At 68.1% G+C, this 26993-nt stretch carries 25 protein-coding genes; 16 read left to right on the forward strand and 9 right to left on the reverse strand.

Features of this window, described 5'->3' with window-relative positions; genetic code table 11:
* The first annotated feature begins 62 nt into the window (after positions 1-62).
* On the forward strand, positions 63-698 hold the full coding sequence (locus tag ACZ3HL_RS08815) for an LppU/SCO3897 family protein (RefSeq protein ID WP_465529771.1): 636 nt from the start codon (positions 63-65) through the stop codon (positions 696-698).
* Between the two features lie 4 nt (positions 699-702).
* Here ACZ3HL_RS08815 and ACZ3HL_RS08820 read toward each other — a convergent pair whose 3' ends face one another.
* Together ACZ3HL_RS08820 and ACZ3HL_RS08825 are read right to left on the reverse strand one after the other, a co-directional pair.
* Positions 703-1095, reverse strand: coding sequence for an NUDIX hydrolase (locus ACZ3HL_RS08820; protein ID WP_465411026.1), 393 nt, complete (start codon positions 1093-1095; stop codon positions 703-705).
* Between the two features lie 3 nt (positions 1096-1098).
* Positions 1099-1620, reverse strand: a complete 522-nt coding sequence (locus ACZ3HL_RS08825) for an isochorismatase family protein (RefSeq protein ID WP_465529773.1) — start codon at positions 1618-1620, stop codon at positions 1099-1101.
* A 32-nt stretch (positions 1621-1652) separates the two neighbouring features.
* Here ACZ3HL_RS08825 and ACZ3HL_RS08830 point away from each other — a divergent pair, with 32 nt between their 5' ends.
* Positions 1653-2378, forward strand: a complete 726-nt coding sequence (locus tag ACZ3HL_RS08830; RefSeq protein WP_465529775.1) for an SDR family NAD(P)-dependent oxidoreductase — start codon at positions 1653-1655, stop codon at positions 2376-2378.
* On the opposite strand, the gene ACZ3HL_RS08835 is transcribed toward ACZ3HL_RS08830, so the two are convergent.
* Positions 2375-3559, reverse strand: a complete 1185-nt coding sequence (locus ACZ3HL_RS08835) for a PQQ-dependent sugar dehydrogenase (protein ID WP_465529777.1) — start codon at positions 3557-3559, stop codon at positions 2375-2377. The genes ACZ3HL_RS08830 and ACZ3HL_RS08835 overlap by 4 nt on opposite strands.
* 21 nt (positions 3560-3580) lie before the next feature.
* On the reverse strand, positions 3581-4363 hold the full coding sequence (locus ACZ3HL_RS08840) for an MmyB family transcriptional regulator (RefSeq protein WP_465529779.1): 783 nt from the start codon (positions 4361-4363) through the stop codon (positions 3581-3583).
* 86 nt (positions 4364-4449) lie between these two features.
* On the opposite strand from ACZ3HL_RS08840, the gene ACZ3HL_RS08845 reads away from it, so the two are divergent.
* The 9 genes from ACZ3HL_RS08845 (at position 4450) to ACZ3HL_RS08885 (ending at position 15249) form a co-directional block, all read left to right on the forward strand.
* Positions 4450-5364, forward strand: a complete 915-nt coding sequence (locus tag ACZ3HL_RS08845) for an LLM class flavin-dependent oxidoreductase (RefSeq protein ID WP_465529781.1) — start codon at positions 4450-4452, stop codon at positions 5362-5364.
* Positions 5365-5420: 56 nt separating this feature from the next.
* Entirely contained in the window at positions 5421-8975 is a 3555-nt protein-coding gene (mfd, locus tag ACZ3HL_RS08850; protein WP_465530021.1) for a transcription-repair coupling factor, read from the forward strand.
* Between the two features lie 93 nt (positions 8976-9068).
* On the forward strand, positions 9069-10073 hold the full coding sequence (locus ACZ3HL_RS08855; RefSeq protein ID WP_465529783.1) for a hypothetical protein: 1005 nt from the start codon (positions 9069-9071) through the stop codon (positions 10071-10073).
* Positions 10070-10993: a nucleoside triphosphate pyrophosphohydrolase gene (locus ACZ3HL_RS08860; RefSeq protein ID WP_465529785.1), complete on the forward strand. Its 924-nt coding sequence runs from the start codon at positions 10070-10072 to the stop codon at positions 10991-10993. The genes ACZ3HL_RS08855 and ACZ3HL_RS08860 overlap by 4 nt, the downstream gene beginning before the upstream one ends.
* 141 nt (positions 10994-11134) lie before the next feature.
* Entirely contained in the window at positions 11135-11677 is a 543-nt protein-coding gene (locus ACZ3HL_RS08865; RefSeq protein ID WP_465411034.1) for an RNA polymerase sigma factor, read from the forward strand.
* A complete protein-coding gene (locus tag ACZ3HL_RS08870; RefSeq protein ID WP_465529787.1) occupies positions 11674-12489 on the forward strand; it encodes a zf-HC2 domain-containing protein in 816 nt (271 codons plus the stop codon). Before ACZ3HL_RS08865 ends, ACZ3HL_RS08870 begins: the two co-directional genes overlap by 4 nt.
* A 17-nt stretch (positions 12490-12506) precedes the next feature.
* Positions 12507-13310, forward strand: a complete 804-nt coding sequence (locus ACZ3HL_RS08875) for an ABC transporter ATP-binding protein (protein ID WP_465530022.1) — start codon at positions 12507-12509, stop codon at positions 13308-13310.
* Positions 13307-14680, forward strand: coding sequence for a hypothetical protein (locus ACZ3HL_RS08880; protein WP_465529788.1), 1374 nt, complete (start codon positions 13307-13309; stop codon positions 14678-14680). Before ACZ3HL_RS08875 ends, ACZ3HL_RS08880 begins: the two co-directional genes overlap by 4 nt.
* Positions 14681-14688: 8 nt before the next feature.
* On the forward strand, positions 14689-15249 hold the full coding sequence (locus tag ACZ3HL_RS08885; RefSeq protein WP_465529790.1) for a hypothetical protein: 561 nt from the start codon (positions 14689-14691) through the stop codon (positions 15247-15249).
* A gap of 50 nt (positions 15250-15299) precedes the next feature.
* Here ACZ3HL_RS08885 and ACZ3HL_RS08890 read toward each other — a convergent pair whose 3' ends face one another.
* A complete protein-coding gene (locus ACZ3HL_RS08890) occupies positions 15300-15710 on the reverse strand; it encodes a PPOX class F420-dependent oxidoreductase (protein ID WP_125674107.1) in 411 nt (136 codons plus the stop codon).
* 262 nt (positions 15711-15972) lie between these two features.
* Here ACZ3HL_RS08890 and ACZ3HL_RS08895 point away from each other — a divergent pair, with 262 nt between their 5' ends.
* Complete coding sequence (locus ACZ3HL_RS08895) at positions 15973-21192, forward strand: AAA domain-containing protein (RefSeq protein ID WP_465529792.1); 5220 nt, start codon at positions 15973-15975, stop codon at positions 21190-21192.
* Here ACZ3HL_RS08895 and ACZ3HL_RS08900 read toward each other — a convergent pair.
* Complete coding sequence (locus ACZ3HL_RS08900; protein WP_465530024.1) at positions 21152-21379, reverse strand: hypothetical protein; 228 nt, start codon at positions 21377-21379, stop codon at positions 21152-21154. The two genes, ACZ3HL_RS08895 and ACZ3HL_RS08900, sit on opposite strands and share 41 nt — an antisense overlap.
* Before the next feature lie 180 nt (positions 21380-21559).
* Entirely contained in the window at positions 21560-22033 is a 474-nt protein-coding gene (locus ACZ3HL_RS08905; protein ID WP_465529794.1) for an imelysin family protein, read from the reverse strand.
* Positions 22034-22240: 207 nt separating this feature from the next.
* Here ACZ3HL_RS08905 and ACZ3HL_RS08910 point away from each other — a divergent pair, with 207 nt between their 5' ends.
* Entirely contained in the window at positions 22241-22945 is a 705-nt protein-coding gene (locus ACZ3HL_RS08910; protein ID WP_465529796.1) for a lysozyme family protein, read from the forward strand.
* Here ACZ3HL_RS08910 and ACZ3HL_RS08915 read toward each other — a convergent pair.
* Positions 22918-23838 carry an NAD(P)/FAD-dependent oxidoreductase gene (locus ACZ3HL_RS08915; RefSeq protein WP_465529798.1) on the reverse strand — a complete coding sequence of 307 codons (921 nt, stop codon included), beginning with the start codon at positions 23836-23838 and terminating at the stop codon, positions 22918-22920. The two genes, ACZ3HL_RS08910 and ACZ3HL_RS08915, sit on opposite strands and share 28 nt — an antisense overlap.
* 54 nt (positions 23839-23892) lie before the next feature.
* Between ACZ3HL_RS08915 and ACZ3HL_RS08920 the strand changes: the two genes are divergently transcribed.
* Complete coding sequence (locus ACZ3HL_RS08920) at positions 23893-24462, forward strand: helix-turn-helix domain-containing protein (RefSeq protein ID WP_465529800.1); 570 nt, start codon at positions 23893-23895, stop codon at positions 24460-24462.
* A 74-nt stretch (positions 24463-24536) separates the two neighbouring features.
* Here ACZ3HL_RS08920 and ACZ3HL_RS08925 read toward each other — a convergent pair whose 3' ends face one another.
* Positions 24537-24950, reverse strand: coding sequence for a tetratricopeptide repeat protein (locus ACZ3HL_RS08925; protein WP_465411041.1), 414 nt, complete (start codon positions 24948-24950; stop codon positions 24537-24539).
* Positions 24951-25022: 72 nt separating this feature from the next.
* Here ACZ3HL_RS08925 and ACZ3HL_RS08930 point away from each other — a divergent pair, with 72 nt between their 5' ends.
* Positions 25023-25511, forward strand: coding sequence for a VOC family protein (locus ACZ3HL_RS08930; protein WP_465529802.1), 489 nt, complete (start codon positions 25023-25025; stop codon positions 25509-25511).
* 161 nt (positions 25512-25672) lie between these two features.
* Positions 25673-26959 (forward strand): phosphopyruvate hydratase, encoded by a 1287-nt coding sequence (gene eno / locus ACZ3HL_RS08935; RefSeq protein ID WP_126736446.1) that lies wholly within the window; start codon positions 25673-25675, stop codon positions 26957-26959.
* The last annotated feature ends 34 nt before the right edge of the window (positions 26960-26993 follow it).

Genomic DNA, 26993 nt, shown 5'->3' on the forward strand with positions numbered 1-26993 from the left:
AACGTTTCCCGGGTAGGGAGCGCTAGGACCCCCATAGAGGTCATCCAGCTGGGGGAAGCACTGTGGAGAACCACCTCGCGCCCGCCGTCGAACAGATGGTGCCGCGTAAGACGAGACCGTGGCTGAAACCAGTCATCTTCCTCGGTGTTTTCGCTGCCATCGTCCTGCTGGGGATCTTCGTCGACGATCCGTTGACGGCGTCGCGTACCGAGGTCGGCGCCTGTCTCAAGGGCGACGTCGACAACGCGGAAAGTATCAGAAACGTCGAGTGCGGGACGCCGGAAGCGAACTTCAAGGTCGTCGGGAAACAGGGCGGGAAGTCGGAAGGCGGGATACTGCTTTCGGGCGGGTCCGAATGCGACGAGTATCCCACCGCCGACCTGTACTACTTCCAGGGCAGGCAGACGGCTCCCGACGGCATCCTGCTCTGTCTGGAGAACCTCAAGAATCCGGGCGCGCGATTGCCGGCTGTCGGGGACTGCCTCCCCGGGGATGCCTTCGCGGCGAAGAAGCTCGAGACGGTGGACTGCGTGGGAGCGCACTTCAAGGTGCTCGCCATCGAAAACCGGCCCGATCTCGCCGTCGAAGACCCGGCATGCGCCTCCGTTCCGTCAACGGATATGAAGCTCACGTCGTACTCGGGCACGGGAGGGCTGATCCCGCGCGACCGAGTGCTGTGCCTCGACGAACTGAAGTAGATCGTCAGCGCAGGAGCCCGGTCTCTCGCAGGTGGTCGAAAATGATCTTGTCCACCGCGGAGACCCGGTCCCTGTCCTCGTAGCCCAGCCACGCGAGCTCGTCGATTTCACTGCTGGCCGTGAGTGTTCCGCTGAAGCCGGCCGTGTAGCAGGTCATCCGGACAAGAAGACCTGTCGCGTGGCCATCGGCCTGCGCTTCGAAGACCCCGGCGGGCTCGATACTCGCCGGATCGATCTCGACGGTCAGTTCCTCGCGGACTTCGCGGATCAAGGTCTCTGTGTCGGTTTCGCCGGATTCGCGTTTGCCGCCGGGCAAATAGAACACGGACTTCCCGCGTGAGCGAGTGCTCAGGATCCGGCCGTCCCGCAGGTGCAGCCAAGCGATCTTGTCGATCATGGGTCAGCCCAGCGCCGCGGCGGTCTCGGCGGTCGTGAGCACTTCGCCCAGCCGCGGGAACACCTTCGTGACCGCCGATTCGTGGGAAATGGCGGCGATACCCGCCATCGCGTCCGAAACGGCGATGGTCTCGTAGGCGTGGTCGACCGCGGCCCGCAGCGTCGATTCGACGCCGTATTCCGTGGCGATCCCGGCGATCACCAGTGTCTTCACGCCGAGTCCGCGCAAGAGTTCGTCGAGACCGGTGCGGTAGAACGCGCCGATCGTGTTCTTGGTGATCAGGTGCTCGCCGTCGCGCGGTGTCAGTTCGGCGACCAGTTCGCTGCCGGGCGGCTGCTCGTCGACGTTCGGCCGGTGCGCGCGCACGTGGACGATCGGCGAGCCGGCCGCGCTGAAAGCGTCTCGCAGCAAGACCGCGTTCGACACCACCTCGGTGCCGTCGATCGGGACGGTCTCCAGCGCGACGATCCGGGTCTGGAGGTCGATCAGGACGAGCGCCGTCGTCGCCGGGTCGATCTTCGTCATGCGGGGAAGCCTAGTGTCCCTATCCTGGAGGTATGGGGCAGAACAGGGAAGTAGTGGTCACCGGCGGCGGAACCGGGATCGGGTACGCGGTCGCGGCGGCGTTCGCCGCGCGGGGTGACCGGGTGACGATCACCGGCCGCCGCGAACAGGTTCTCACCGAGGCCGCCGCGCTGCTCGGCGCGAACCCGGTCCCGTTCGACGCGGCCGATCCGGACGCGGTGGAACGGGCGCTGGCCGCCTTGCCGGAGCGCGTCGACGTCCTGGTCAACAACGCGGGTGGGAACACCGACTTCCGGAACGGGCAGGCCGAAGACCTGAAAGCCTTCGCGGCGAACTGGCAGGCCAACCTCGACGCGAACGTGTTCAGTGCCGTGCTGGTCACCCGTGCCTTGCGGGAAAGGTTCGCCGACGGCGCGCGGATCGTCACCATCGGCTCCATCGCCGCGCGGACGGGCGCGGGCTCCTACGGTGCGGCCAAGGCCGCGCTGGAGGCGTGGAACGTCGACGTGGCAAGGGAATTCGGGCCGCGCGGGATCACCGCGAACATCGTCGCGCCAGGACTGGTCGGGGACACCGAGTTCTTCCAGGGCAAGCTCTCCGACGAACGCCGGGCGTGGCTGATCGGCAACACGCTGACCAAACGCGCCGGCGAGCCCGCGGACGTCGCCGAAGTGGTGGCCTTCCTGGCGAGCCCGGAGGCCCGGCACGTCACCGGTCAGATCGTCCACGTCAACGGCGGCGCGCACCTCGGCCGTTAGGCGCCGGGGGTGACCTTCAGCAGCTTGTCGTCCTCGCCTTCCGAAGTCGTGATGTAGAGCGAGCCGTCGGGCGCGCTTCGGATGGCGCGAAGCCTGCCGAACTTGTCGTCGAACTCCGGCGGCAGCGTCACCTCGGTGACCTTGCCCGCGTCGTCGAGGCGGAACAGCAGGAGTTTCTGGCCTTTCAACGCGGTCACGGCCAGCGATCCTTCGAGCGCGCCCCACTGTGATCCGGTGAGGAACTCCGCGCCGCAGATGGCCTCGGTGATCTCGCCTGTCGTCCACAAAGGACTGACGGCGTCCGGGAAGCGCTGCTTGTCGGTCATCGGGACGCTCTCGTCGTAGCTGGTCTCGGTGCCGCCCTTGGACGGATCCCAGCCGTAGTTCGCGCCCGCGGTCTCCAAATTGACCTCGTCGTCGATCGTCGGCCCGTGCTCGGCGGTGAACACCTGCCCGGTGCCCGGACGGACCGTGGCGCCCTGGACGTTGCGGTGCCCGTAGGTGAACACGCGCTGTTCGTTCGGGTTCGCGGACTTGATGAACGGGTTGTCCGGCAACGCGCTCCCGGTCTTCGCGTCGATACGGAGCACCTTGCCGCCGAGACTCGTCCGGTCCTGGGGATGCTGCGGGCGGGCGGTGTCGCCGGTGCCGACGAGCAGCGCGCCGTCCGCGCCGAACGCGGGACGGCAGCCGGAATGCCTGCCGCTGGGGTTCACCGGCAGGCCGGTCAGGAGGTCCTTGACCTTCGTGGCGCTCGCGCCGTCGTCCGACAGCCGCCAGGTGACCAGCCGGATGTCGACGGCGGTGTCGCCCTCCTTGTGGGTCTGGCACGTGATGAACTCGCGCGACGTCGCGAAGTCCTGGCTGATCACCATCCCCATCAGGCCGCCTTCGCCGCGGACGTGGACGTCGGAGAAGTCGGCGGCGACGTCGCGTTTCGAGCCGCCCTCGATCAGGGCCAGCTTCCCGGGACGCTGGGTGACGAGGATCTTCCCGTCCGGGAGGAAACCGACGTCCCAGCCGTGTTCGAGCCCGGCCGTCACCTGCTCGACCTTCAGCGCCGAAACGGCGGGCTTCGAAGTGACCGGTGGCGCGCTCTGCACCATCTCGCTCGACGCCCCGGAACAGGCCGTGACCAGCAACGACAGGGACGCGAACGCGGCGACGGCGGAAGTGCGCATGTCTTCAGCATGCCACCGTGCTCAACCGCCCACTAGGGACGAACCGGTCAGGATCGCGGCCGTCTCGGCGTCGGCGGGCAGGAAAGTCTCCAGTTTCAATTCCGACACCGTGACGTCGGCCGCGGTGGCGAACGTCGTGATGGCCGTGATCAGCCGCAGCTCACCCGCCGACGTGGACAGGCGCATCGGCACGGCGAACCCGAGATGGTCCGGGCCGGGCGGCCCCGGCTCCGGAACGTAACTTTCGAGTTCGGCCAGCAGCGCGGTGAGCCGCTCGTCGGGCGCGTGCGCGATCTCCTGCGTCAGCCGTTCCAGGATGTGCCGCGCCCAATCCGCGAGGTTCAGCACCCGAGGCGCCATCCCCTTCGGATGCAGCGCGAGCCGCAGGGTGTTGACCGGTTCCTCCAGCAGCTCGGGCGCGACGTCCTCGAAGAGCAGGTCGAGCGCGTCGTTGCGGGCGACGAGCACGCCGTAGCGGTCGACGACGATGGCCGGGTACGGCCGGTGCCCGTCGAGCAGCCGCCGCATCCCGTCGAGGACCGGCTTCAACCCGGGATCGTCGAGTTTCGTTTCGGGGAAACCGGGGGCGTACCCGGCCGCGAGCAGCAGGCCGTTGCGCTCGCGGAGCGGGAGTTCGAGCGATTCGGCGACGCGCAGCACCAGGCCGCGGCCGGGGATCGACCGGCCGCCTTCCAGGAAACTCACATGCCGTTGGGTGGTCCCGGCCCGGAGCGCCAGTTCCAGCTGGGACAGCCGCCGCCGCTCACGCCAGCCCTTCAGCGCGGGGCCGAATCCGGAAACCATGGTCGTCATCTTGGCCGAGCCGCCGTCGGCGCCGCCATTCCCTCGAAGGAATTGAGACGATTCCCCGCCGCGGCGACGCTCACGGTATGAAATTCGGTCTGGTCGTCCCCACTTATCGGTCCATCCTCGACGCCGGGCGCACCGCGCCGGAAATGGTCGCGATCGCGGTCGAAGCCGAACGCCTCGGCTTCGATTCGGTCTGGGTCGGCGACACCCTCGCGAAGGCGCCCATCGATTCGTTGACGTTGCTCGGCGCGTTCGCCGCCAGAACCGAACGGGTCACCCTCGGCACCGCCGCGCTGCTCCCGGCGTTGCGGGATCCGCTGCTCTCCGCGAACGCGATCCTCTCACTCGACCTGCTCAGCCAGGGCCGGATCACGCTCGGCGTCGGCGCGGGGTTCGCCGGCCGCAGCGAACCCGAGTTCGCCTTCACCCGCGTCCCGTGGGAACGCCGCCGCGCCCGGCTCGACGACATCATCGCGCTGTGGCGGCATGTCTGGAGCGGGAAGGGCGGTCCGTTCCACGGCGAGGTGCTGCACTACGACACCCTTCCGGAGTACTCCGAACCGCACCGTCCGGGTGGTCCGCCGGTGTGGCTGGCCTCGTTCACCCCGGGCGCGCTCGAGCGAGTGGGACGGCTTTACGACGGCTGGCTGCCGTATCCGCCCGACGTCGCGGACTACGCCGACGGGCTCGCGAAGATCCGCGAAGCAGCCGTACGCCCCGTGACGCCCGCGTTGTTCGCGACAGTGCTCATCGAGGAGGACCCGGTGCGGGCCCGCGAGCGGTTGGAGGACTACGCACAGCGGAATTACGGCGTTCCGCTGGACTTCGTCGAGAAGATCCAAATGCAGATCGCGGGCAGCCCGGCGCAGGTCGCCGACCGGCTGCGCGAATACCAGGACGCGGGTGCCGAACACGTGCTGATCCGGATCGCGACGCAGGAACCCGCCGAGTTCGACGAACAGCTTCCGATGGTCGCCGGCGCCCTGCCCAGGTAATCGCGCGGCGGACTGTCGGTGCCCCCACGTAGGCTGGGACGGTGACAAACGCTCCATTGTCCGGACTCCTTCATTCCATCCTTCCCGATCCGGCCCTGCGCGGGGTCGTCGAGCGGGCCGGTGCCCCGGTGCTCGAACTCCAGGGCGCGATCGCCACCCGCCAGCTGGTCGTGGGCGCCCTCGCCGCGGACGAGGGCGCCGGCCGTCCCGTGCTCGCGGTGACCGCGACCGGCCGCGAGGCCGACGAGCTGACCGCTTCGCTGAAGTCGTTCCTCGGCGAAGAGGCCGTCGCCGACTTCCCGTCCTGGGAGACGCTGCCGCACGAGCGGCTGTCGCCCCGGGCGGACACCGTCGGGCGGCGGCTGGAGGTGCTCCACCGGCTCGAGACGGCGGCCGACGGCCTGCGCGTCGTCGTCGCGACCGTCCGCAGCCTCATCCAGCCGATGGCGCCCGGGCTCGGTTCGCTCGCGCCCATCGACCTGGTGGTCGGCGAGGAGCAGAGTTTCGAAGGCCTGCTGGAGCGGCTGGTCGAGCTCGCGTACACGCGGGTGGACATGGTCGAGAAACGCGGCGAGTTCGCCGTGCGCGGTGGCATCCTCGACCTGTTCGGGCCGACGGCGCAGCATCCGGTGCGGGTCGAGTTCTGGGGCGACGAGGTCAGCGAGATCCGCGCGTTCGCGGTGTCGGATCAGCGGTCGCTGCCGGGGGAGATCCGGCACGTCAGCGCGCCGCCGTGCCGTGAACTGCTGCTCACCGAGCCGGTGCGGGCGAAGGCCGCCGAGCTGGCGACGACGTACGAGGCGGACGCCCAGCTCACCGAGATGCTCACCAAGCTCTCCGGCGGCGTGCCCGTCGAGGGCATGGAGGCGCTCATCCCCGTGCTGTGCGAGGGCGAGCTGGAGCTGCTGACCGACGCGATGCCCCAGGGCACGCACGTCCTGCTGGCCGATCCCGAGAAGATCCGCGCCCGCGCGGCCGACCTGGTCCGCACCGGGCAGGAGTTCCTCGAAGCGTCCTGGACCACGGCCGCCGCGGGCGGTCAGGCGCCGATCGATCTCGGCGCGTCCGCGTACCGGGACCTCGCGGGGATCGCGAAGCACGCTCAGGAGACGAAGCGCCCTTGGTGGACGCTGACGCAGCTGGCCAGCGACGATCCCGACGTCTACCGCGTCTCGATCGAGGCCGCGCCGAACTACCGCGGCGAGGTCGAGCGCGCGACGACGGACCTGCGCGCGCACACAGCCGCGGGCGGGACGGCGGTGCTCGTGGTCGCCGGGCACGGCACGGCGGCCCGCGCCGTCGAGCAGCTGTCGACGGGGGACGTGCCCGCGTCGCTCGCCGAAGGCATCACCGGTCCGCTGACGCCCGGCGTCGTGACGGTGACGTGCGGCGGCCTTTCGGACGGCTTCGTGTCGCCGGAGCGAGCGCTGGTCGTGCTGTCCGAATCGGATCTCACCGGCCGGGGTTCCGGCGCGGGGACGTCCACAAAGGACTTCAGCACCAAGATGCCTTCGCGGCGCCGCAACGCCGTCGATCCGCTCGCCCTCAAGGCTGGCGACTACGTCGTGCACGATCAGCACGGCATCGGGCGGTTCGTCGAGATGGTGCAGCGCACCGTCGCCGGCGCGACCCGCGAGTACCTGCTGCTCGAATACGCCTCCTCCAAACGCGGGCATCCGGGGGACCGGCTGTTCGTCCCGACCGACCAGCTCGACGAGGTCTCCCGCTACGTCGGCGGTGAGCTGCCGACGCTGAACAAACTCGGCGGGTCGGACTGGAAGAACACCAAGGCCAAGGCGAAGAAGGCGGTCAAGGAGATCGCCGCCGAACTCGTGCAGCTCTACGCCGCGCGGCAGGCCGCTCCCGGGCACGCGTTCGGGCAGGACACCCCGTGGCAGGGCGAACTCGAAGACGCCTTCCCGTTCACCGAGACCAACGACCAGCTCGCCGCGATCGACGAGGTCAAGGCGGATATGGAACGCGGTGTCCCGATGGACCGCGTCATCTGCGGCGACGTCGGCTACGGCAAGACCGAGATCGCGGTGCGCGCGGCGTTCAAGGCGGTGCAGGACGGCAAACAGGTCGCGGTCCTGGTGCCCACGACGCTGCTCGCGCAGCAGCACCTCAACACCTTCACCGAACGGATGAGTTCGTTCCCGGTGAAGATCAAGGGGCTCTCCCGGTTCACGAACAAGCCCGAGTCCGACGCGATCCTGGAGCAGCTGGCCGCCGGCGACGTCGACATCGTGATCGGCACGCATCGCCTGCTGCAGACCGGGATCCGGTACAAGGACCTCGGTCTGGTGATCGTCGACGAGGAACAGCGGTTCGGCGTCGAGCACAAGGAACACATCAAGGCGCTGCGGACGCACGTCGACGTGCTGACCATGTCGGCGACGCCGATCCCGCGGACGCTGGAGATGTCGCTCGCCGGGATCCGGGAGATGTCCACGATCCTCACCCCGCCCGAGGACAGGCACCCGATCCTGACCTACGTCGGCGCGTACGACGACAAGCAGGTCGGCGCCGCGATCCGGCGCGAACTGCTGCGCGACGGCCAGGTCTTCTACGTGCACAACAGGGTCTCCTCGATCGAGAAGGCCGCGAAGCGCATTCGCGAGCTGGTGCCGGAGGCGCGCGTCGTCACCGCGCACGGGCAGATGAACGAGGACAAGCTCGAGAAGATCATCCAGGGTTTCTGGGAGAACGAGTACGATGTGCTCGTCTGCACCACGATCGTCGAGACCGGGCTGGACATCTCCAACGCCAACACCCTGCTGGTGGAACGAGGGGACCTGCTGGGTCTCGCGCAGCTGCACCAGTTGCGCGGCCGGGTCGGGCGTGGGCGTGAGCGCGGGTACGCGTACTTCCTGTACCCGCCGGAAGCCCCGCTCACCGAGACGGCGCACGACCGGCTGGCGACCATCGCGCAGAACACCGAACTGGGCGCGGGCATGGCTGTCGCGATGAAGGACCTGGAGATCCGCGGCGCGGGCAACATCCTCGGCGCTGAGCAGTCCGGGCACATCGCGGGCGTCGGTTTCGATCTGTACGTGCGGCTCGTCGGCGAAGCGGTCGACGCGTTCCGTCGTCACGCGGGTGCGGAGACCTCCGAAGAGGAGGAGCTCGCCGAGGTCCGCGTGGATCTTCCGGTGGACGCGCATATCCCGCACGACTACGTGCCGGGCGAACGGCTGCGGCTGGAGGCGTACCGCAAGATCGCGGCCGCGCCCGACCAGGCCGGGCTCGACGCCGTCCGCGAGGAACTGGTCGACCGCTACGGCCAGCCGCCCGCCCCGGTGCGGAGGCTGCTCGCGGTCGCCACGTTCCGGCACACCTGCCGCGCGGCCGGGGTCACCGAGGTCTCCGCCCAGGGCACGTCGATCCGGTTCGCGCCGCTGCCGCTGGCGGATTCGCAGATGGTGCGGCTGAAGCGCTTGTACCCCAAGGCTCTCTACAAGGCGGTGACGAACACGGTCTCCGTGCCGAAGCCGACGGAGGGCCCGGCGGGCGGACGGATGGGCGCCCCCGCGCTGCGAGACGAGGAACTGCTGGAATGGTGTGCGAAGCTGCTGACGAATCTGATGAAGTCGCCGGCGCCCGTCGCGTGATCGGAGGCGGAACTCGCGTGATGGGCCGAGCCCGAATCGCGACTTACGACCTGGTTCTCTCACCGGGGCCGGTGTGAGAGGGTAGGCCCTGTGATGCGGATCATGGGGCGCCGTCGCGCGCTGCTCGGGGTTCTTGCCGGTTCTCTCCTTCTCGCCGGATGCAACGCCGGACCCGGGCAGGTCGGTGCGGCGGTGATCGTCGACGGCAGGACCGTCTCGGTGGATCGCGTGCAGCAGCTGATCGACAAGGCCGTCCGTGAGCACCCGTACGGGCAGCAGCTCGCCAAGGAACACAAGCTCGACCTCGTCGGCCGCGAGATCGTCCGCCAGGAGATCCTGCACGACCTCACCGAACGCGCCGCTCAGCGGGAAGGCATCGGGGTCGACGAATCCCTCGTGGTGAACGCGTTGCAGAACGATCCGCTCGCGAAGCCGATGGAAGCCAACCCGCAGGACGACCCCGAGCTCAGTGTCGAGCAGCTGGTGGCGCGGGTGCGGGACCACCGCGAGGCATTGGTCGACGCGGCGCTGCAGACCCAGCTCGCGATGAAGTACCTCGACAAGCTCACCGTCACGTTCGATTTCAGCTCGGTGTCCTCGACCGACGCCACGGGAGCCGACTCGGACCGGCTGCGCGAGCAGGCGATCGAGAAGGCCCGCCGCTTCGCCGCCTCGCCGAACGCGGCCGCCGAGCTGATCGCGCAGGACCAGCAGACCTCCGACACCCAGGCGGGCACCGGCCAGAAGCTGCCGGCCATGCAGTCGCCCGCGACCGCGGCCACCGTCCTGTTCGGTCTCGAACCCAACACCGTCGCCGCCTTCCAGCCGACACCGCAGCAGCCGCTTTGGGTCGTCGTGGTGATGCGTGAGCGGACCGCGGACACGCCCGTCGCGTCGGATCAGGCCGCGCGGCCCTCCGCTCAGCAGCTGGCCAAGGTCGGTGTCCGGCTCCTCCAGTCGTACCTCGGCCAGGTCGACCTCAAGGTGAACCCGCGCTACGGCGTGTGGGATGTTGTCGAGATGGACCTCGCGCCCAACGAAGCTTCGAAGAAGGGCATCGTGCTGCCTGTGCACGGTGCCGCCCCGCAAAACCCGTGACCGCTGCCGTCGTCGTGATCGCGCGCGGTGCGACACTGCCCGCCGCGGCGCTCACGATCCTGCGGAGCAGCGATGCCGTGTACGCGGCTTCCGATGTCGATCCCGAGATGTTCGGGGTGCCCGCGCTCGGTGAGGCAAAGGTGCGCGACCTCGTGCTCATCGCCGGTTCTCGAAGGGAGCCGGAGGTCGCCGCGCTGATCAGGGCCGGAGCGCGGGTGATCGAAGCGCCCGTTCCGCCGCTGGTCGAGGCCGCCGAGGTGATGGACCGGCTTCGCTCGCCGGGTGGCTGCCCGTGGGACGCCGTCCAGACGCACGAGTCGCTGCGTCAATACCTGGTCGAGGAGACCTACGAGCTGCTCGACGCGATCGAGGAGGGCGACCGGGTCGCCTTGCGCGAGGAGCTCGGCGACGTCCTGCTGCAAGTGCTGTTCCACGCGCGCGTGGCGGTCGAGGACGCGGACGATCCGTTCGGGATCGACGAGGTCGCTTCCGAACTGGTCGCGAAACTCGTCGGACGTCATCCGCATGTCTTCGCCGACGCCCCCCGGGTCGAGACCGTCAGCGACCAGAATCTCAAGTGGGAAGAACTGAAGCAGGCCGAGAAAAGCCGACAGTCCATTGTGGACGGTGTTGCGCTCGGACAGCCCGCCGTGGCGCTTGCCGGGAAGCTCGGCCAGCGCAGCGGCCGGGCCGGGATCCCGCTCGACCTGTTTCCCGGCGGTTCCGAAGCGGCCGTCCAGCTGTTCCGGGTGGCCGCGACCGCGCGCCGCGCGGGGATCGATCCCGAAGGCGAGCTCCGTGCCGTCGCGAAGCGATTCGCCCGCGACATCCGGGACGCCGAACAGGCCGCGCGCGATGCCGGTCTGGAGCCGACGACGCTCGAGGCCGACGGCTGGCGCAAGTTCTGGCCGGACTCCTGAGGGGTACGGCGTTTGTGCGGGCCCGACGCGTGCGGCCGAGTTCGCGACATAGCCACGTCCGACCGGACCTTCACGGAGGTTCTGTGACACAGGACACAATCGGGTGAGAACCGTTTCGGCGATCTCGGCGTCTTGCCGGATGTGAAAGGAACGGAACCGGACGAAGAGCAGCTCGTCCGCCGCACGGCCAAAGGTGACCGGGCGGCGTTCGAGGAGCTCTACCGCCGCACGTCGCCGTGGCTGGCCGTGCGCCTGCGCCGTCGCTGCGCCGACGATCAGATCGTCGCCGAGGTGATGCAGGAGACCTACCTCGCGGTCTGGCGCGCGGCGGGTGCGTTCGCCGGTTCCGCCGTCGGCGGGAGCGCCGTGGGCTGGCTGTGGACGATCGCCGCGCGCCGGCTGGTCGACGCCTTCCGCCGCCGGGCGCGGCACGCCCAGCCGCTGCCGGTCGCGGAAACCACCGTCGCGCCCGCCGCCGAGGACGAAGCACTCGCGGGCGCGGTCGGCGACCACGTCGGCGACGCGCTGCGCCGTCTCGCGCCCGAACTCCGTCAGGTCCTGCAGGCGATGGTGCTCGACGGGCTGACCGTCCGGGAGACCGCGGTCCTGCTCGGCCTGCCGGAAGGAACCGTCAAAACCCGCGCCAGGCGGGCTCGGATCGCGATGCGGGAGGCGCTGTCGTGAACAAGGAACACGTGTCCGATCAGCTCCTCGCCGGTTACGTCCGCGGGGACGACGGCTTGGCCGGTGACGAGGTCTGGGCGGTCGAAGCCCATCTCGAAAAGTGCGCGGAATGCCGGGGGAGGCTGTCCGCCCTCAGCATGCCGTCGGTGTCGGCGCTGGTGGACGACGTCTGGGCGGGGCTGGGGCCGAAGCTCGCCGAAGCGGGCCCGAGCCCGATGAGGAGCCGATGGGTCGGACGGCTGCACAGCTGGGTGACGCCGGTGATGCTGCCGTGGCTGGTGATGATCCTGCTGATCCCGGCGATCGGCTTCCTGCTGGACGCGGTCGGGTTCACCGGCTCGAAGGGTTACTCGTTCGTCCAGCTCTTCTCGCCGGTGCTGCCGGTGCTCGGGGTCGCGGTCTCGTGGGCCAAGGGGCTCGATCCCGCGTACGAACTCGTCACTTCGACGCCGAGGGCCGGGCTCTACCTGCTGCTGCGCCGGACGACGGCGGTCCTCGCGGTCGTCTTGCCGATCCAGGGCCTTTCGAGCTGGCTCGCCGGCGGCGGATTCGGGCTCGGTCTCCTGCCGAGCCTGGCCTTCACCACCGGGACGCTCGCACTCGGCGGGCTGATCGGGGTGGTACGGGCGGCCTATGTCCTCACCGGGGTCTGGATGGCGGTGATCCTGGCGCCCGCGGTGGCTTCGCAAGGGCGCGCCACCGCGCTCGAACCCCGGCTGCTCCCGGTGTGGGGCGCGATCTTCGCGCTGACCGCGGTCGTGGTGGTGCTCCGGCGGAGCGTCTTCGGCCTCCTCACCGGATCCGAACGATGAACGAAGGGGAGAACATGATGCGTGCTGTCGGGGCCGCGGAGGTCGCACCGACGACCTACGCGTGGCAGATCAAGGCGGAGGGACTGAAGGTCCGGGTCGGCAAACGCAAGTTCGCCGTGAACGGGCTCGACCTGGAACTGGGCACGGGGGTGCACGGTCTGCTCGGCCCGAACGGGGCGGGGAAGACCACGCTGATCCGGGCACTGGCGACGGTGCTCCGGCCGGCGGAGGGAGGGCTGGCGCTGCTCGGTGAATCCGTCGGGGGGTTCACCGATCAGCGCCGCCTGCGCCGCCGTATCGGCTATCTGCCGCAGAATTTCGGTTTCTACAAGCGGTTCACCGTCCGCGAGTTCGTCGAATACATCGCCTGGCTGAAGGAGATGGCCAAACCGGACATCCCGGCCGCGGTGCAGCGGTCGATCGAACGGGTCGGCCTCGCCGATCGGGCCGACGACCGGATGAAGACGCTGTCCGGCGGCATGGTGCGGCGGGTCGGGATCGCGCAGGCGATCGTGAACGATCCGGACGTCCTCCTGCTGGACGAGCCGACCGCCGGGCTCGACCCGGCACAGCGCGTGCGGTTCCGGGATCTTCTTCAGGAAATCGGCCGGGACGCCTGTGTCGTCGTCTCGACGCATCTCGTCGAGGACGTCGCGACCGCCTGCACCGACGTCGTCCTGTTCGAAAACGGGAAACTCGTCTTCCAGGGGACGCCGGACGAGCTGGCCGCGGCCGGGAGCGAGGAGTACGTCGGCGACAGCCCGATCGAGCGCGGCTACTCGGCGCTGCTGGGGCACGAGCCGGGGAGGGGGAACTGGTGAACACGCGTGTCCTGCGGACCGAACTCCGCCGTTCCATCGCCCCCTGGGCGACGCTCGCCATTCTCGTCGTCGCGTTCGGGTTCCTGTATTCGTTCAGCGGTCCGTGGACGAAGGCGCCGCTCGCCTGGGACGAGCATTGGACGCACGCCGCGGAGTGGAGCCGGTTCCTGCTGGTGTTCCTGTGGCCGATCGCGATCGGTGCCGGTGTCATCCAGGGTATGCGCGACAGCCGCTCCGGCACGGCCGAACTCATGACCACCATGCCCCGTCCCGGATGGCAGCGGGCGGCGAAACTCGCCGGTGCGCTGGGTGGTCTGCTGGCATTGGGCTACCTGCTGATTTTCGCCGTCGGTGCCGTCCAGGCCGCCTTCAACGGCGGGTTCTTCACCTTCGGCTGGCTGCCGATCGTCGTCGTCGGCGTGCTGGGAATGCTCGCGGGTGCCTGGATCGGGCTGGGGATCGGCCGATTGCTGCCGCACCCGCTGACCGCGCCCGCGGTGGCCGTCGCCGCCTTCGTAGCCGTGCTCCTGTTCCAGTTCTCCGGGGCGGAGGGCAGCGTGCTGGCCGATATCGTGCCGTTCCGGGTTTCCCTGCTCTCTCCCGCGATGGACGTCGTCAGGGATCCGTTCAGCACCACCGCGGGCCGGATGGATCTCGGGCAGGTGGTCTGGCTCGCCGGACTGGCCGCGACCGGATTCCTCCTGTTGGCCGCCCGCTCCAAGCGGGCGAAGGGGCTCGCCGTCGTTCCCGCGCTGGCGGCGGCCGCGATCGCCTTGCCCGTTCTTCCCGGTAGCACGGCCGAAGCCGAGGTCGCCGACCCGAACGCGACGGAGATGGTCTGCGACGGCCCGGTCTGCGTCCCCCGCATGCTCGAAGCCGAACTGCCTCGCCTCGCCGGGCCGGGCAAGGAAGCGTTGCGGCTGTTGGGCACTCTGCCGGACGCGCCGGTCAGGGTCGCGGTACTGGACCGGCGGCTGGGCTACGACGAGATGCCGCCCCGTGCCGCCGGCACCATCTACGTGGACCTGGTGGATTGGTCCATCCGCTCGGTCCTGAATTCGGACGACATGACGCGGACACTGGTCGCCGGCTCAGGCACGCCGACCTGCTACACCCTCCACGGTGTCGACAGGTCCTTCATGGACGAACTCACCGCGCGGTCGATCACGTCGAGCTGGTACCTCGGCGAATGGGAGATGCTCAGGGGTTCGTGGCTGAGCGACGACAAGAAGAACGAGGTCCTCCGGCAATGGGAGACCTTCCGGGCTCTTCCGCCCGATGTGCAGCGAGAGCGGATCATCGCGCAGCGGCGGACCGGCCTGACCTGCCAGGGCAGCCAGCTCGACGTCCTCCTCGGCGGCGCCCGATGAGGTGGGCGGTGTTGTACGCGCGTTCGCGCGCCATGCCCGCGTCGCTCGCGGCGCTGGTGGTGAGCATGGCGGTGATCTGGTTCCTGGCACGGGACCGCTGGTCGGAGATTCCGGTTTCCCTCGCGCTCCTGGTGGCGATCGCGGTGACCGCCATCGGCCTCAGCGGGCAGGACGTCGATCTCGACCGGACCGCCGCGATCCGCTGGGCGCCGCGCCGCTTCCTGCATCTCCTGCTGCTCGGCGGCCTCGGCATCGGTGCCGTGCTGCTGCCGCGGCTGTGGGAAGCGGAGCGGGTTCCGGTGGAGATCATCGTGCGGAACGCGAGCGGCCTGCTCGGTCTCGCCGGGCTCGCCGCGGTGCTGTTCGGCGGGGCCTTCGGGTGGACGTTGCCGCTGGCCGGGTTCGCGGTCGCGTTCGTGGTCTGGGCGACCACGTCGAGTACGGAGAGCGCGCAGCTGGTGATCACTTGGCCCTTCCAGCCCGCCGGGGTCGCCGAAGCCACGTGGACCGCCGTGGTGCTCGCCGTGGCCGGTTTGGGGACCTACGCGGTCTACGGTGCCCGTCGCTGAAAAGGTCGTTCCTGACGCTTTTCGTCAGGAACGACCTCTTCTTTCCCCGGTCAGACGTTTCGGTTGTGCGGAACGAGATCGAGCGGGTCGTGATCCGGGTCGTCGACACCGAGGCTGATGATCCGCGACGGGTGGATCCGGATCACCGCGCCGTCGAGGTGGCCGTCGGGGGTGCGGGCGCCGGTCAGCGCCTCGGCCCGGCCGCGGATCTCGAGGCAGCGGATCCTCGGCGGGTCCTGCGAGGGCATGTCGTCCACCACGAAGGCGGCCTGCCCGTTCGCGGCCACGTTCCGGAACTTCTTGCTCTTCGCCAGCTCGTAACCGGTGATGTCGATCGTCCGCGTCTCGGTGTTGTACGCGTAACCGACGGGGCTGACCTGCAGCGTGCCGTCCGGCTGCGCCGTGGCGAGCCGCCCGAGCCCTTGGGTGGCGAGATAGTCGAGTTCCGCTTCACTGAACATGGGAATCAGTGTGATACCTCCACTTAACTGGAGGTCAAGACGATCCGGAAGGTTGGTAGACCCACATCGTTCCGACCGGCATCGGTAAGTATGTTTCCTGGGTCATTCCTTGATCGTCATCTGTTGGATCGGGCAGCTCGACCGCGGGGCGACGCTCGGACGTTCGAGCCGCCTTTCGTAACGGTGTGGTGTCGACTGTATCGCCCTACGCCACTTGGGCGATGAGAACGATGATCTATTCGGTGGCAGAAGGAGGACAGCGGTGGCGAACAAGGACGCTGCTCCGAATCCGCGGGATACGGCGGTCGATCGAGCGGTAAGGCTCTTCCAGTTCCTGGCGCGAAGCCAGCAGCTCAAGTCGAACTCGCCCCGCACCACCGATCGGTACGACTCGGTCCAGTGGTTCTGGCAATTGCCCGAGCACCCGGCCATCCGGTCCGCTCACCGCGAGGAAGCGCTCGAGCCAGGAGAGGTCTTGCTCTCGGTCGAGAGAGTCGCGCACCAAGAAGCGCCCGAGCCGGACACGGAGCTGAAGTGTTGGTTGGACGGTTCTTGGGACGACCCAAACGCACAGCCACGGTTGCACGAGGCAATTGGTGAAGGTGACCAGCGCGTCTTGCTTGAGAAGATGCCCGGTATTCGCGACGCCCATGCCGAATGGGCAGCTCGATGGTCGGAGTGGGCCAAACGTGAACAAACCGACCAGCCTGCCCGGGACGTCTACAACGATTTGTTCTCCGCTTACGTCACCGCGGCCGCGCATGCGGAAGAACTAGAACTGGTCATCGGCGTCGGCTGCCTGTCATGGGCCCCGCCCGGGCACTATGTCGTCCGTCGGCACCTCGCCACAGTGCCCGCGACGATCCATTTCGACGATGGTACGGGTCGGTTGACTCTCCATCAGGCCGAACCGGCGGATGGCTTGAACATCGAGCTGGACATGCTTGATCCGGGTCGTGTCGCCAATCCTCAGCATGTGGTGCAGATCAGGAACGAAGGCCGTGAGGTCACTGCCGCGATCTTCAATCGCGAAATCGTGGGTGGTGTTTTGCGGCGTCTCGTGCACGCCCTCGACGGAGATGCCGCGTACCTCGACGAGGACGACGCGCAGAAGCCCGGTACGCACGCGGCGGCGGCGTTCGCCCCTGCCTTGATCCTCCGCAGGCGTTCGAGCCAGGGCATCGTTGATATCCTCGATTCGGTCGCCGCGCAGATCGGCGAGTCCGGTGGCGTCCCAGACGGGCTGCTTCCGCTCGTCGACCCTGACCACCGGCCTGCGACGGAGCGCTCTCGTGAACCTGGTGCTTTGGTCGAGGTCGACGATGAGCCCTTCCTGCCGCTTCCGGTCAATGACCAGCAGTTGCGTGTCCTGTCGCAAGTCGACTCGAAGGCCCAAACCCTCGTCCAGGGTCCACCTGGGACCGGCAAGACACACACCGTTGCAGCTTTGCTGTCCCACCTTCTCGCACAAGGGAAGCGAGTCCTCGTCACCGCGCACACCGATCGGGCGCTGAAAGAGGTTCGTGCGAAGTTGCCTGAAGCCATCACGCCGCTGGCCGTTTCGGTCGTCGGATCCTCGCGGTCGGACTTGGCCGACCTCAAGGTCGCGGTGGAGCGGATCAGTCATATGGCCAGCGAGTACGACGTCAGTGGGGCGCAAAGGGTAATCAACGAGCACCTTGGCGCGATCGAGGACCTGAGACTGCAGCGCGCCGGGTTGTACCGGCGTTTGATCGACGCGCGTGGCGAGCAGGTGGCGAAGCACGACGTCTGCGGGTACCAAGGCACCCTTGCCGGCATCGCGCAATGTCTGGAAGCGGAGCGGCCGCGTTTTGGTTGGCTGGAAGGCCTGGTCGAGGTGCCCGGTGTCGTCCCGTCCCCGATCGCCGCGAGCGACATCATCGAATGGCATCGGAGTGCCGTCGACGACGGGCTGAACGCCGATGAGGCGGAATCTCGGCTCAAGCTAGTGCGGCTCGGTGATGTGCCCACGCCACAGGCGTTCTTCGCGCTCGTGACTGCGGAGCGGCAGGCGATCGCGGTGGAAGAAGTGCACGGAAGCCTTACGCGGCACACAGCGTTCGACGCTGTGCGCCGCCTCGATCAAGCCACACGAGCCGTGCTTCGTGAGCGGCTCAACGGGTTCGCGCGAGAAGCCGGGGATCTTTCCAAGCGACGCGAAGAATGGATGAACGACGCGCTTTCCGATGTGCTCGTCGGGCGTGCGAACCACTGGCGGTCGCGCTGGAACCAGATCGCCCAGCTCATCGGACACGTCGGTCCGCTCGTTGAGCGTCTCGGCCCGGTCACAGAGGTAAGGGTCGCTTCTGCAGACATGGGGGTACTCGTCGCTCTGGCAGGGGCACTTCGCGCTCATGTCGGTGCCGGTGGAAAGCTCAAGAGCAATCCAGACGGTTCGCCCAAGACCGGGGCTCTTGCCCCCAAGGCCGTCAAACAGGCACTACCGCTGTTCCAATCTGTTCGGGTGAATGGCCTCCCGCCGACCACAGCAGACCAGCTCGACGCGTTCCTCATCTGGGCTGACGCCAGCAGGACACTGGACGCACTGGACCGGGCGTGGCCGGAGTCGGTGCGGGTACCTGTCGAAGACACCTTGGGCGAACGCCTGCAGTGGCATGTAACAGAGTTGGAGCAGCTACGTCGAGTCTTGGCGCTGGGCGAAGCCCTCGAAACGGAAGAGCGAGCTTTGGCGGGGCGCGGCCTCCCGCGTCCGAACTGGACCGACCTCGACGCCGTGCAGACCTATGCCCGGCTCGTCGATGCCGCCGCGGCCTCCGACGCGCGTACCGCCGCGACCTTGCCCTTGCTGGACGTCGTCCGGGTCATCGCGGACGTGGCCCAGTGGGCGGATGCGGCGCCGTGCGTGAAGGATCTCATGCAGGCTGTCGAGCACCGCGAGCACGAGTCCTACGCTGCCGCTCACCGGAGAATGGCACACCTGGCCGAAGTCGCGGAGCTGGCTCGTCGACGTGACGAGATCGCGGCGACTCTCGCTCATCTGCTGCCGCGCGTCAAGGAAGCGGTGTCAGCGGATCCTCGTGATCCCGCCTGGTTGGAGCGGCTGGCTGATTGGGAGTCCGCGTGGTCGTGGACCGTGGCATTGAAGTGGTTACAGGCACGGAAAGACGAGGATGTCAATTCACTCCAGGCCGAGGTGCTGAGCGTCGAGAAGCAGGTACGTGGCCGGATTGAACGGCTGGCGGCCGAGCGGGCGTGGGGCCACGCTGTGTCCCCGGAACGGTTGTCCGGTAAGGCACGGGCCGATCTGCTTCAATACGCCCAGCTGGTCAAACTGCTCGGCAAGGGCACCGGGGTGTACGCGAACCAGCGCAGGGCCGACATCAAGGCCGCGATGGACCGATGCCGGCCAGCCGTACCTGTATGGATCATGCCCGTCTATCGGATCGCCGAGCAATTCCGCATCCGGCCTGACATGTTCGACGTCGTCATTGTGGACGAGGCGTCGCAAGCGGGTTTGGAGGCGACGTTCCTGCAGTACCTCGCGCCCAAGATCGTGGTCATCGGCGACGACAGGCAGGTTTCGCCCACAGCGGTGGGGGTCGACCAGCAGCAGTTGCGCCACTTGGCTGACCAGTATCTGTGGGACAACCCGTATCGCGCGACGTGGCAGGAGCCAAAGAGCAGTCTGTTTGATGAAGCGAAGAAACGCTTTGAGGGCATGACGACGCTTGTCGAACACCGTCGTTGTGTGCCGGAGATCATCGGCTTCTCGAACCGGATCGCTTACGAGCCGGATGGTATCCGGCTGGTGCCTGTACGCCAGTACGGTGCGGATCGTCTTGAACCGATCAAGCCGGTGCTCCTCGAGAACGGCTATGAGCGCGGCGTGACAGACAAAGTCAACCCGGTCGAGACGGACGCCATCGTCGACCAGATCGAGAAGTGCATCGCCGATCCCCGGTACGACGGGTTGACATTCGGCGTCGTGTCACTGCTTGGTCGCGCCCAGGCGAAGAGGATCGAGAAGCGCCTGTTGGAGCGCATCCCGCCCGAGGAGTGGAAGGCACGTGAACTGCGATGCGGTGATTCGGCCGACTTCCAGGGCTCCGAGCGTAACGTGATGTTCCTTTCGATGGTGAAGGCGCCGGAGCCGGGCAAACGGATCGCGTCGCTCACCCAGGACATGTACGTCCAGCGTTTCAACGTCGCGGCGTCCCGTGCCAAGGACCAGATGTGGGTCTTCCACTCGCTGCGGCTGTCCGACTTGGGCAACCCCGAGGACATGCGGTTCCAGCTGCTGGACTATTGCTACGCAGTATCCGGGTGTGCCGACGACGTGGACGGCGCCAGGCGTTCAGCCGTCTCCGACGATGAGCGTGTGGAACCTTTCGACTCGTTGTTCGAGCAGCGTGTATTCAACCGGATCGTCGATCGTGGATACAGCGTTGTCCCCCAGTTCCCAGCTGATGGCTATCGACTCGACCTGGTGGTCGTAGGCGCCAAGGCCAGGCTGGCGATTGAGTGTGACGGTGACGCTTGGCACGGACCTGAGGCGTATGGCCGCGACCTTGCCAGGCAGCGTGACCTCGAACGATGCGATTGGCGGTTCTTCCGCATTCGCGAGTCTGAGTTCTACGTGGATCGGCCGGCGGTTTTAGCCCGCTTGTGGGACACGTTGCACGGTTTGGACATCCACCCTTCCGGATGGGTCTCGGATGGCGACGACCCGTCGGCAGCGGAACCACGACAGCAGGCGGCGGACGTCGAGGTTGCTCCGATGGGTATCGCGCTCGAAGCAGTGGCGCCAGAACGCCCGTCCGTTCATGAGCCGGCTGCTTCACAGGAGACCCCGTACGTTCCGGCGGCGGAGCCCGCTATGGTGCCGCAGCCTGTGGCCACTATTGAGGACCTGGAAGCTCCCGGGAGGGCGCTCTTGGAGCGAGAGGAAGGGTGGCCGCCGGTGCCTGCCGCTAAGCAAGAGGCGCTCGGAGCGGATCCCATCCTCGCTGGGTACAGCCAGTTCGGCGGAACCGCTGTCCAGGTGGGCACGGCGTCCAGACGGGAACTGGTGGAAGGTCTGGTGCGGATCGTCGAGGCCGAAGGGCCTGTGCTGGGGAGCCGGCTGCACACAGCCTATGTCCGTGCGTCGGGAGCTGTCAGGGTCACGAAGCTGGTCGCGGGTGAACTGAACAAGGCGATCGCCCAGGCGGTAAGGCAGAGACAACTAGTCGAAGACAACCCACTCGGCAAGAGCGGCGTCAAGCCCCGTACCTACCGGCTTCCTGCGCAGCCAGAGGTCGTGACTCGTGAGTTGGGTCCGCGTTCTTTCGAAGAGGTGCCGCCGAGTGAGCTGGCGACATTGCTCGATCACGTCACTACCAGGGATGGCGACGCGGGAGACGAAGCGTTGCAACGTGCCGTCTTGGAATTGCTCGGCTTGAAGAGACTCACCGACAACGTCAAGAATCGCTTCGCCGAGGTTTGGGCTCTTCGGTCCTGAGAGGCAGTCTTTCAGCGTGCCGAAGCCGCAACGTCGAAAGACGGACCTCGCCGATGTCGTGAGGTGGTTGGTTGTCGGCGTTTTTGTCATGCGTCCGTCCACGTGCGCAGCAGTTCGACAGGCTTTCGCGGTCCTTCGTCGTCACGTCCAGCGCGACGAAATGCAGGTTCTCTTGCACGGGAGTCATGATCCCGGCCTGATACTCGCCGTGGAACTCGACAACACTCTGCGCCGCCTGCCCCAAGCTGTCCCCGTCAAGGAGCCGGTTCGCGCCGAAGCCTGCCGCGGCGCAGGGTCCTGGCCAGGGAGGTGTCCGCGCCGGCCATGCCGAACAGCTTCCAGCGGGTGACCGGTGTGTTCCCCCCGGTCATTGCGCCGTGAACTCGCCGACCTTGCTCAGCGCGTCCACCGCCGACGCGAAGGCCGGGGCCTTCGCCTGCAGCAGCGGGCAGAGTGAGGCGATCGCGGACTTCGAACCGTCGAGGTTGCTCTGGAGGTTCGAGAGGTCGGTGTGCGCGAACGCCTCATCCTCGCCGGTGAACTTGCCCGCGGCGATCTTGGCGAGCAGTTCCTTGGCGCCGTTGGCCAGGTCGAGCGCGTTCAGCTCGATCGACGCCGACTTGGTCACCAGTTCCTTGACGTCGGCGACGAGCTGATCGGCGACCTGCGGGGAGTCGGCCCGCAGACCGGTCATCCAGAGGCGCTTTTCCAGCCGGTGGAACCCGGTGAACTTCTGGCCCGGTTCGAGGTCGGCCTCGCGCGCGTCGATCTTCGGGACGAGGTCGCCGATCTTCTCGGCCACAGGCTCGACCCATTCGAAGTAGACACGCGTACCGGGCACATGCGTGTCTACCCCTCGTGACCTTGCCTGCTTCACCAGCACGACAAACTTGGTGCTCTCCTCAGAATCATTCCCTGGTCAGCGTGACCTCGGTGGCTCATATACCGAACCGGCTGCCGAAGACCAGTCACCGATTCGCTTACCGTCGGTCGGGTTCGTAAGCCGATTGGGGCATCGCCCGGAAGGGTGGCGAAGTAACCTGACCGGGTGGCCGAAACCGCCCAGAGCACCGAAGCCCCGGAGCATGCTGCCCGCCCTCTGCCGCCGTACGTGCCCAGGCTCGCTTTCGCGGGTGGGCTCGTGCTCACTGGCGTGGTGCTGATCATGACCGTCGGGGTGAACCGGCCGGGAGGCGATGAGCCGCCTCCGCCGGCTCAGCCCCAGCCCGCGCTCGCGGTTCCCGACCAGAAACCCCAGCCGGGGGCGGCGACACCGCGTGCGGGGCTCGCCGCGCCGCCCGACCGGCCCACCGTTTCCGACGCGGCCGAACTCGAGACCTGGGCGAACCGGGTGGCGGCGAAGACGCGGCTTTCCGCCACTGACCTGTCCGCCTACGGCCGGGCCGAGATGTGGCTCCGGCGGCAGAAGCCGGGTTGCCACCTCTCGTGGGCGACCCTCGCCGGCATCTCCCACGTCGAAACGGCGCAGGGCAGGCCCGGCCCGATCACGCTCCCGGCCGACGTCTGGGCCAAGCACTCCGCCCGCGCCAGGAGCGACGGCAAGCAGCCGGATCCGAAGGATCTCGACGACGCCGCCTTCGCCACCGCCCGCTACCTGTGCGCCGCCGGCGACGACATCGCCACCCCGGACGGCTGGTGGAAGGCGATGCGGGTGTTCAACCCGGCGGTGCCCTACGTCCAGGAGGTCTTCAGCGCGGCCGACACCTACGCGGACGCCAGCGTCGCGCCCTGATCCTCGAGCACCAGGTCGAAGTTGAGCGCCGACGCCATCCGGTAGGCGTCGCCCGCGGCGACGACCAGCTGCGCCATCGGATCGACGACGTTCCCCGCCGCCCAGACGCCATCCACGTTCGTGCGGCCCTGCGCGTCCACCGCGATCGAGCCGCTTTCGGTGCGCGCGCAGCCGATCTGGGCGAGAAGCCGGTCGTGCGGGACGAACTTCGGGCCGACGAACACGACATCGCGTTCGACGAAGCCGCCGTCGACGAGCCGGACGCCGGTCAGCCGGTCGTCTTCGACGGCGAGCTCGGACACCTTCCCGTCGACGATCCGGATGCCCAGCCCGGTCAGCTTCGCCCGGTCTTCCGCCGAGAGCTGCTGCGTATGCGTGAAGAAGGTCAGGTCCTTGCTCCACTGCCAGACGATCAGCGCCTGGTGGACCGACTTCTCCGAGGTGGCGAGTACGCCGAAACGCTGATCGCGCACCTCCCAGCCGTGGCAGTACGGGCAGTGCAGGACGTCGGCGCCGAAACGCTCCGCGACGCCGGGGACGTCCGGCAGTTCGTCGGCCAGCCCGGTGGTCACCACGATCCGGCGACCGTGGACGACCCGGCCGCCAGCCAGTTCCACGGCCTTGTCGTGCCGCAGCCGGTGGACGACGTCCTCGACGATTTCGACGCCGTACGCGCGGACTTCGTCGCGGCCTATCTCCAGCAGTTCCTTGGGTGGGATGCCGTCCCTGGTCAGGAAACCGTGGGCGTGCGCGGCGGGCGCGTTGCGCGGGGTGCCGCCGTCGATCACGACGACCCGGCGCCGTGCCCTGCCCAAGACCAATGCCGCGCTGAGACCCGCGACGCCACCACCGATGATCACCACGTCGTATTCGTTGTTCATGTTGCCGAGCATCCGGATCTCCGCACGAATTGGCAAAGTTCATTGCCGATTTGGCAAACTGGACGCATGGAGGACATCGAACGGCGGCTCGCCGAGGTCGGCCCGAAGCTCAAGCAGCTCCGCAAGGAACGCGGCACCACCCTCTCCGCGCTCGCGGAGGCGACGGGGATCTCCGCCAGTACGCTCTCGCGGCTCGAATCGGGCACCCGGAAGGCCACGCTGGAACTGTTGCTCACGTTGTCGGCGGCGCATCAGGTGCCGCTCGACGAACTGGTCGGCGAACCCGAACCCGCCGACCCGCGCGTCCGGATGAAACCGCAGAAATTCGGCAGGTTCACCGCCTGGGCGCTGACCGCGCAGCCCGGCCAGCCGCAGGCGTTCAAACTGTTGATCCCGGTCGAGGACATCGAGCCCGTGCAGCGCACGCACGAGGGCTACGAGTGGATGTACGTCCTCAGCGGACGGCTGCGGGCGCTGCTCGGCGACCGCGACTTCACGATGGGCCCCGGCGAGGCCGCGGAGTTCGACACGCGGGTGCCGCATTGGTTCGGCAGCGCGGGGCCGGGGCCGGTGGAGCTGCTGGTGCTGTTCGGCAAGCAGGGGGAGCGGGCCCACCTGCGGGCCAGGTCGACGTGACAGCAAAGGTCCCTTGCTCCAGGGGTGACGGCGATCAGGACTGCGAGCAAAGGTCCCTTGCTCCCCGCGCCGGGTCAGTCGCGCAACGCGATCCGCGCGTTGACCTCGCTGATCGCCTCCAGATATTCCGGGATCGGATGCATCGCCGACGCTATCCGCATCTGCGCGAGCGCCTCGGTCAACCGGCCGAGGCGTTGGAGGGTCCGCCCGAGCACGAACCGCGCGTAATGATCGGTGGGGTCCAGCTCCAGCACCCGGGTGAAGGCGCGTTCGGCCCGCCGCAACTGTGCGGAGTGGAAGTACGCGCGGCCTGCCAGCAACTGGACGCTCGGTTTGTCGGTTTCGTCCTCCAGCAAGGGCTCGAGGGCCTTGAGAGCGTCGAGCGGCCTGCGGCTTTCGACCAGCGCCTCCGCCCGTCGGAAGGCGCGGAACCGAGACTCTCCGGACGAGTCCTCGCCGGGTTCTGGGGCGGGTTCGGCATCCATCATGGTCCGCTCCACGATACGCCTGGGCAGGGTCGTTCACGAGGAGCTGAAACGGTCATGGTGGACTGTCCTGCCATGAGCAGTGCCGAAGCGGATAGGCCCGAAAGCGAGCCCGGTTACCTCGGGCTCGCGCCGTACCTCTACTACGCCGACGCCACCGAGGCGGTCGCGTGGCTGGTCAGAGTGTTCGGGTTCACCGAGGAAGTGCGCTTCGCCGACGCCTCCGGAGAGGTGTTCCAAGCCACGCTGTGCGCCGGCCCGGCCAAGATCCAACTGGCCGGAGTCGGCCCCGAGTACTGGCAGGCGAAGGGCGTCGACGGCCCGGTCGGGCAGCTGAACATCGTGTACGTCCCCGACGCCGACGCGCAGTACGAGCGTGTCCGCGCCGCGCTCGGCGACGACGCCGACATCGACGCGCCCCAAGATCAGCCGTACGGCGCCCGCGTGTTCACCGTCTCCGACATCGGCGGCAACAGCTGGACCTTCTGGCAGCAGTTCTCCGACACCGTCGAGCTTCCGTCGGGCTGGAAGGAAGTCCGGGCGGACGAACCAGTCACCGAATAGGTACTGCGGAGCGCAGCTCCCCGGTCGAGGGTGGCGGTGGGGAGGAAGGCCGGAAAGGTCTGGTCGACGGCTGATGTGGCGCGTGCCTCCAACGGGTGAACTGCGGTGACGGCTAGGCTGGGCCCGGTCACCGCAGGCACAACCCACATGAGGAGCATGGCGTGGCGCTCATCGAGCAGGTAGGCGCTCGCGAGATTCTGGACTCGCGAGGCAACCCGACGGTCGAAGTGGAGGTGGCTCTCGACGACGGCACGCTGGCGCGGGCCGCGGTCCCCTCGGGTGCCTCCACCGGCGAACACGAAGCCGTCGAGCTGCGTGACGGCGACACCGGCCGGTACAACGGCAAGGGTGTCGAGCGCGCGGTCGCGGCCGTCCTGGACGAGATCGGCCCGGACCTGGTCGGCACCGACGCCGTCGACCAGCGCATCGTCGACCAGAAGCTGGTCGACCTCGACGGCACGCCGGCGAAATCCCGCCTCGGCGCGAACGCCATCCTCGGTGTTTCGCTCGCCGTCGCGAAGGCCGCCGCGGAGTCGGCCGAGCTGGAGCTGTTCCGCTACCTCGGCGGGCCGAACGCGCACGTGCTGCCGGTGCCGATGCTGAACATCCTCAATGGTGGGGCGCACGCCGACACCGATGTCGACATCCAGGAATTCATGATCGCGCCGATCGGCGCCGAGTCGTTCCGCGAGGCCCTGCGCTGGGGCACCGAGGTCTACCACTCGCTGAAGTCGGTCTTGAAGGGCCGCGGCCTGGCCACCGGCCTCGGTGACGAAGGCGGCTTCGCGCCCAGCCTGAAGAACAACCGCGAGGCGCTCGACCTGATCCTTCAGGCGATCGAGAAGGCCGGGTACGCCCCGGGCCGCGACGTCGCGCTCGCGCTCGACGTCGCTGCGACGGAGTTCTTCTCCGACGGCGCGTACACCTTCGAAGGCGCGAAGAAGAGCGCCGAGCAGATGTCGGCCTACTACGGCGAGCTCGTCCGCGACTACCCGCTCGTGTCGATCGAGGACCCGCTGAGCGAGGACGACTGGGACGGCTGGGTCCAGCTGACCACCGAGCTCGGCGAGAAGGTCCAGCTGGTCGGCGACGACCTGTTCGTCACCAACCCGGACCGCCTCGAAGAGGGCATCACCCGCCGCGCCGCCAACGCGCTGCTGGTGAAGGTCAACCAGATCGGCACCCTGTCGGAGACCCTCGACGCGATCTCGCTGGCCACCTCCTACGGCTACAAGTCGATGATGAGCCACCGGTCCGGCGAGACCGAGGACACCTTCATCGCCGACCTCGCCGTCGCGACCGGTGTCGGCCAGATCAAGACCGGCGCCCCGGCGCGCGGCGAGCGGATCGCCAAGTACAACCAGCTGCTCCGCATCGAGGAGACCCTCGCCGACGCGGCGCGCTACGCCGGCGACCTCGCGTTCCCGCGGTTCAGCACCGAGGGATAACGAACGATGGCGGACCGGGGGAGGGCGCGGACCC

It is taken from the genome of Amycolatopsis sp. NPDC000009 (assembly GCF_055563465.1).

Bases quoted from the DNA above. Each gene is read 5' to 3' on its own strand.
- ACZ3HL_RS08830 (WP_465529775.1), top strand. From the start codon at position 1,653: ATGGGGCAGAACAGGGAAGTAGTGGTCACCGGCGGCGGAACCGGGATC.
- ACZ3HL_RS08820 (WP_465411026.1), bottom strand. From the start codon at position 1,095: ATGATCGACAAGATCGCTTGGCTGCACCTGCGGGACGGCCGGATCCTG.
- ACZ3HL_RS08855 (WP_465529783.1), top strand. From the start codon at position 9,069: ATGCGGATCATGGGGCGCCGTCGCGCGCTGCTCGGGGTTCTTGCCGGT.
- ACZ3HL_RS08840 (WP_465529779.1), bottom strand. From the start codon at position 4,363: ATGGTTTCCGGATTCGGCCCCGCGCTGAAGGGCTGGCGTGAGCGGCGG.
- ACZ3HL_RS08890 (WP_125674107.1), bottom strand. From the start codon at position 15,710: ATGTTCAGTGAAGCGGAACTCGACTATCTCGCCACCCAAGGGCTCGGG.
- ACZ3HL_RS08825 (WP_465529773.1), bottom strand. From the start codon at position 1,620: ATGACGAAGATCGACCCGGCGACGACGGCGCTCGTCCTGATCGACCTC.
- ACZ3HL_RS08845 (WP_465529781.1), top strand. From the start codon at position 4,450: ATGAAATTCGGTCTGGTCGTCCCCACTTATCGGTCCATCCTCGACGCC.
- ACZ3HL_RS08925 (WP_465411041.1), bottom strand. From the start codon at position 24,950: ATGATGGATGCCGAACCCGCCCCAGAACCCGGCGAGGACTCGTCCGGA.
- ACZ3HL_RS08835 (WP_465529777.1), bottom strand. From the start codon at position 3,559: ATGCGCACTTCCGCCGTCGCCGCGTTCGCGTCCCTGTCGTTGCTGGTC.
- ACZ3HL_RS08900 (WP_465530024.1), bottom strand. From the start codon at position 21,379: ATGACTCCCGTGCAAGAGAACCTGCATTTCGTCGCGCTGGACGTGACG.
- ACZ3HL_RS08875 (WP_465530022.1), top strand. From the start codon at position 12,507: ATGCGTGCTGTCGGGGCCGCGGAGGTCGCACCGACGACCTACGCGTGG.
- ACZ3HL_RS08920 (WP_465529800.1), top strand. From the start codon at position 23,893: ATGGAGGACATCGAACGGCGGCTCGCCGAGGTCGGCCCGAAGCTCAAG.
- ACZ3HL_RS08930 (WP_465529802.1), top strand. From the start codon at position 25,023: ATGAGCAGTGCCGAAGCGGATAGGCCCGAAAGCGAGCCCGGTTACCTC.
- ACZ3HL_RS08915 (WP_465529798.1), bottom strand. From the start codon at position 23,838: ATGCTCGGCAACATGAACAACGAATACGACGTGGTGATCATCGGTGGT.